Raw genomic sequence first — 6,000 nt, forward strand, 5'->3', positions numbered from 1 at the left:
AGACGACCTTTGTTCAAACGCTCTGGCGTTTATTCAGTCCTTTTAGTCGGAAACGGCCATCAGGCTGGCGTTGCCGCCGGCGGCTGTGGTATTGACGCTGCAAGAAATTTCTTCAAACACTTGCAGGATGTCTAAGCCTTGTTCGGACGGGAGGATGCGGATGAGTGCGCCGTCGCGTTTTGCCAGCTCTTGCTTGCGGCTGCTGTCCAGCGGGCTTAGGGCGGCGACGTGGTGCACGCCTGTGTTTTCAGGTTTGCTGTTGACTTGCAGCAGGCCTTCGAGGTCGGCGGTGTAGGAGGCAAGCGGGCTGTCGGGTTCGACGACGGTTACGATGCCTGCGGCGGCAAGTTCGGTCAGGGCGCAGAAGGCTTGCAGGAGACTGCCGCCGTGTACCCAGACGCGTTTGGGCGCGCGCCAGCTCATGGCGTTGCGTTCGCCGGTCGGGCCGACCAAGACGGATTCTGCTTGGCGCAGGGTGCGGATGCGGGCGTGTCCCAATGCTGATGCCGCTGCTTTTTTCTCTTCCGCATTAAACGGCAGCTTGTGAATCAAGGCTTCGAGGCGTTTGAGCGCGGCTTCGTCCGCTTGTCCGATGCGGCTCAGCGGCGGGGCAACCCATTCGGGGATACGGGTCAGTTTTTGCAGGTAGAACGAGCCGCCCGCTTTCGGACCAGTACCGGACATACCGTGTCCTCCGAACGGTTGTACGCCGACGACGGCGCCGACGATGTTGCGGTTGACGTAAACGTTACCCGCTTCGATGCGTTCGCGGATGCGTTTGACCGTACCTTCGATACGGCTGTGTACGCCGCTGGTGAGCGCGTAGCCTTTGCTGTTGATTTGGTCGATGATTTGGTCAAGTTCGTCGGCACGGTAGCGGACAACGTGCAGGACGGGACCGAAGACTTCGCGGGTGAGTTCGTTCAAGTTGTTGAGTTCGAACAAAATCGGCAGCACGAAAGTGGATTTCGCAGGATCAACGTCGGAGGCGGCTTTGACTTCGTGGTAAGACTTGGCAACGCCTTTCATTTTATTGATGTGCGATTGCAGGTTTTGCTGCGCTTCGGCATCGATGACGGGGCCTACGTCGGTGGTAAGTTGAACGGGTTTGCCGACGACCAATTCGTCCATCGCGCCTTTGATGATGGCGAGCATCTTGTCAGCAACGTCCTCTTGGACGCAAAGGATACGCAGGGCGGAGCAGCGTTGTCCCGCGCTGTCGAAGGCGGAGTTGAGCACGTCCAAGCAAACCTGCTCGGGCAGCGCGGTGGAATCGACAATCATGGCGTTTTGACCGCCGGTTTCGGCAATCAATACGGGGCTGTCGTCGCGTTTGGCGAGGGCTTTGTTAATCAGTTGCGCCACTTCGGTCGAACCGGTGAAAATCACGCCGCCGATACGCGGATCGCCTGTCAGCGCCGTGCCGACATCGCCTGCGCCGAGGACAAGTTGCAAGGCGGAAGTCGGGATGCCTGCTTCGTGCATCAGGGAAACGGCGTAGCTGGCAATCAGGCTGGTTTGTTCGGCAGGTTTGGCGATAACGGTGTTGCCCGCCGCCAATGCGGAAACGACTTCGCCGGTAAAGATGGCGAGCGGGAAGTTCCACGGGCTGATGGCGACGATGGCACCGACGGCTTTGGCATCTTTGGGCAGGGTGTTTTCGGCTTCGCCTGCGTAGTAGCGGCAAAAATCGACGGCTTCGCGCACTTCGGCGACGGCGTTGTTCAGCGTTTTACCTGCTTCGCGCACGGCAAGCATCATCAGCGCGGGGGTGTGTTGTTCCAGCAAATCGGCGAAACGGCGCAGGCATTCGGCGCGCTCGGCGGCAGGCGTCGCGCTCCATTCAGGAAACGCGGCAACGGCTGCACCGACGGCTTCTTGGGCAAGCGCGGCATCGGCAAAGCTGACTGTGCCGACGATGTCGTCGTGGTCGGCGGGGTTTTTAATCGGTTGCGCTTCGCCGACATCGCGGGCTTTACCGTTGATAATGGATGCGGCGTGGAAGTCTTGCGCGGCGGCGCGGTTGAGTTTTTCTTGAAGCTGTTGCAACACGGTTTCGTTGCTGAAATCGACGCCTTGGGAATTCAGACGACCCCTGCCGTACAAATCGCGCGGCAGCGGCAAGGCGTTGTGCAGGTGGATGCCTTGTTCGGCGATGGTGTCGAACGGGCTGCGGATCAGCGTGTCGATGCTGATGTTTTCATCGACGATTTGGTTGACAAACGACGAGTTCGCGCCGTTTTCCAACAGGCGGCGCACCAAGTAGGCGAGCAGGGTTTCGTGCGTACCGACCGGGGCGTACACGCGCACACGGCGGCCTAAGTTTTGCGGGCCGACCACTTGGTCGTACAAGGTTTCGCCCATGCCGTGCAGGCATTGGTGTTCAAAGTCTTTGCCTTTGCCCATTTGGTAAATCGCGCCCAAGGTGTAGGCGTTGTGGGTGGCGAATTGCGGGAACACGGCATCTTGCGCGTCCAGCAGTTTGCGCGCGCAGGCGAGGTAGGAAATGTCGGTATGGACTTTACGGGTGTAGGTCGGATAGCCGTCCAGGCCGTCCACTTGCGCCCATTTGATTTCGCTGTCCCAGTACGCGCCTTTAACGAGGCGGATCATCAGTTTTTGATTGTTGCGGCGGGCAAGGTCAATCAGATAGTCGATGACGAAGGGGCAGCGTTTTTGATATGCCTGAACGACAAAGCCGATGCCTTTGTAACCGGCTAAATCGGGGTCGGAAACGAGTGCTTCCATCAAATCCAAAGACAGCTCCAAACGGTTGGCTTCTTCGGCGTCGATATTGATACCGATATCGTATTTTTTACCCAAAAGGAACAGCTCTTTCAGACGAGGCAGGAGTTCGCTCATCACGCGTTCGTGTTGGGCGCGCGAGTAGCGCGGATGAATGGCGGAAAGTTTGACGGAAATGCCGTTGCCTTCATAAACGCCTTGTCCGGCGGCATCTTTGCCGATGGCGTGAATGGCTTGGACGTAGTCGTTGTAATAGCGGTCGGCATCTTCTTGGGTGTAGGCGGCTTCGCCCAACATATCGAAGGAGAAGCGGTAGCCCATTTTTTCACGCTCTTTGCCGTTTTGCAGCGCTTCTTCAATGGTTTGTCCGGTAACAAACTGCTTGCCCAACAAGCGCATGGCGTAGTTCACGCCTTGGCGGATCAGGGGCGCGCCGCCTTTGCTGACGAGGCGGTTCAGAGCCGAACCCATCTGCTTGTCGCTCGGCGCGGTCAGTTTGCCGGTAATCAGCAAGCCCCATGCGGCGGCGTTGACGAACAGGGACGGGCTGTTGTTCAAATGGCTTTTCCAGTTGCCTTCGGAAATTTTGTCGGCAATCAGGCGGTCGCGCGTCGCATTGTCGGGAATGCGCAGCAAAGCTTCCGCCAGACACATCAGCGCAATGCCTTCTTCGCTGGAGAGCGAAAACTCGTGCATCAGCGCATCCACCCCGCTGGCTTTAGTGCGGCTGGCACGAACCTGCGTAACCAAACGGCGCGCGAGTTCGGACGCCGCCCGACGCTCCTCATCGCTCATCTGGGCGCGTTGCAGCATATCCTGAACGGCTTCGATTTCGTCGCGGCGGTAAGCATCGGTAATCGCTTGGCGCAGTGGCGTTTGTGTCGGAAAAGCAAAGTCAAACATTTTAAGGTTCTCCAAAGTTTTTATGATGATTTTCAGACGACCCCATCCCTTTTCGAGGTCGTCTGAAAAGATTTAAAGCATATAGATAATATCTTAATAAATTTATAAGGGCCGGACAAGCAATTTATCTCAAAAACAGGATTTTTTGCTTTGATAAAAAGCAGATAAAGCTAAAAGAGTGCATTATCCGCATGAGCATCAATATAAAAACAAAACCTGCTTTCCCGTATAAAAATTCAGACGACCTGCGGTCAACGGCAGGTCGTCTGAAAACACTTATTTCGCCTCGCGGTATTCTGTGTCCGCTTTTTCAAAACGTTCTTGGATTTCACGAGACGGCTCTTTGTCGGTCAGTGAAACCAGAACAGCGATAATCAAGCAGGCGATAAAGCCGGGGACGATTTCGTACATAGTCCAAATACCGGTTTCATTTGCTGCCAAAGCAGGTTTTTTGACCCACTCCGTCCACGCCACCACAGTCAGCGCGCCGGCAATCATGCCCGACAAAGCGCCGTATGCCGTAATGCGTTTCCACAATACCGACAGAATCACAATCGGACCGAACGCCGCGCCGAAACCTGCCCACGCATAAGACACCAAGCCCAAAACTTTGCTCTTAGGGTCGGACGCAATCAAAATCGAGATGATGGCAATCGCCAACACCATCAGACGACCCACCCACACCAGCTCTTTTTGCGGCGCATTTTTACGCAAAAAGCCTTTGTAGAAGTCTTCGGTAATCGCGCTGGAGCAAACCAAAAGCTGGCAAGACAAAGTGGACATGACCGCCGCCAAAATCGCGCTCAAAATAATGCCTGCAATCCAAGGGTTGAACAATAAAGTAGAAAGCGCGATGAAGATACGTTCGTGGTTGCCGTGCATGGAAGCGGTTTGGTCGGGGTTTGCACCAAAATACGCAATACCGAAATAACCGACCGCCACTGCGCCTGCCAGACACAACACCATCCAAGTCATACCGATGCGGCGTGCCGATACCAGTGATTTCGCGCTTTCAGCCGCCATAAAGCGCGCCAAAATGTGCGGCTGACCGAAATAGCCCAAGCCCCATGCGGCTGTGGAAATAATGCCGATGACGGTCGTACCGGCAAGTAGACTGTTATATTCCTTGCCTGTACTTGCGGCAACGCTTTGAATCGCGGCAGACATTTGTTCTGCACCACCCAGACCCAAATACACCATCATAGGTGTCAAAATCAGCGCAAAAATCATCAAAGAAGCTTGCAGCGTATCCGTCCAGCTGACCGCCAAGAATCCGCCCAAGAAGGTATAGGCAATGGTTGCACCCGCGCCCAGCCACATCGCCTGCTTGTAAGTCATGCCTTCAAACAGGCTTTGGAATAAGGTTGCCCCCGCCACAATGCCCGAGGCGCAATAAATCGTGAAGAAAAACAAGATAATCAGCGCGGAAACCACTTTCATCAAATGTCCGCCCGCGCCGAAGCGGTGGAAGAAATAATCCGGCAGCGTCAGCGCGTTATTGGCATGTTCGGTATGAACGCGTAGACGACCAGCTAGCAAAAGCCAGTTGAAATACGCGCCGATCACTAAACCGATGGCAATCCAAGATTTATTCAAACCGTAAAGATAAATCTCGCCGGGCAGACCCATCAAAAGCCAGCCCGACATATCGGACGCACCCGCCGACATCGCCGTAACAAACGGACCCAAGCTGCGGCCGCCCAAAATATAATCATCGAAATTGCGCGTGGAGAAATACGCGGCCAGACCAATCAAGAGAACGGCAATCAGATAGATTGCAAAAGTGATATACATGGGATTCATGTACTATTCCTCATCTAAAACTTCAAAATCACGGGCTGATGAAATTGCAGGCAATCCACGCCCAAACATTTTTCTAATTAAAATACAGCGGAAATTTCTATTTTTTGTAGCTTGTTAGAAATAAATCATTTATTAATTCAATTAGATATGTAATTAAAACATATTAAATTGTAAATAATCCGTTTGAGGATACCTGAAAACAGTAGGCTTGCAAAGCTCATGATGACCGTTGCTTGCCGGTTTTACTGAAATATTTTTCAAACCATATTAAAAACATTAGTTTACAAACTATCTTGAAAAATATTGCATTTAAATAGGCTTGAAACTATCTTTCTGAAGTATTTGGAAACGGATGCGGATTGAATGTAATCAGACAACAAGTTAATCCACTATAAATCGGATAGGGTTTAGGAAGTCGATGAGGCAAGGCAAAGGGTCGTCTGAAATTTTCAGACGACCCCTTACTGGTCTGTTGGGCGTGGATAAAGAGCGGAATCCGGTTTGTGCCAGTTGTCGGAAATATAGTGGATTAAATTTAAATCAGGACAA

At 53.4% G+C, this 6,000-nt stretch carries 2 protein-coding genes; both read right to left on the reverse strand.

The annotated features are described in order from the left end of the window. Positions 1-42 precede the first annotated feature (42 nt). A complete protein-coding gene (gene putA / locus HMPREF3277_RS03865; protein ID WP_070870099.1) occupies positions 43-3,648 on the reverse strand; it encodes a bifunctional proline dehydrogenase/L-glutamate gamma-semialdehyde dehydrogenase PutA in 3,606 nt (1,201 codons plus the stop codon). Between the two features lie 276 nt (positions 3,649-3,924). Then, complete coding sequence (gene putP, locus HMPREF3277_RS03870) at positions 3,925-5,451, reverse strand: sodium/proline symporter PutP (protein WP_070870100.1); 1,527 nt, start codon at positions 5,449-5,451, stop codon at positions 3,925-3,927. Positions 5,452-6,000: the final 549 nt, after the last annotated feature.

Source organism: Neisseria sp. HMSC70E02 (genome assembly GCF_001838645.1).
Lineage (GTDB): Bacteria > Pseudomonadota > Gammaproteobacteria > Burkholderiales > Neisseriaceae > Neisseria > Neisseria macacae.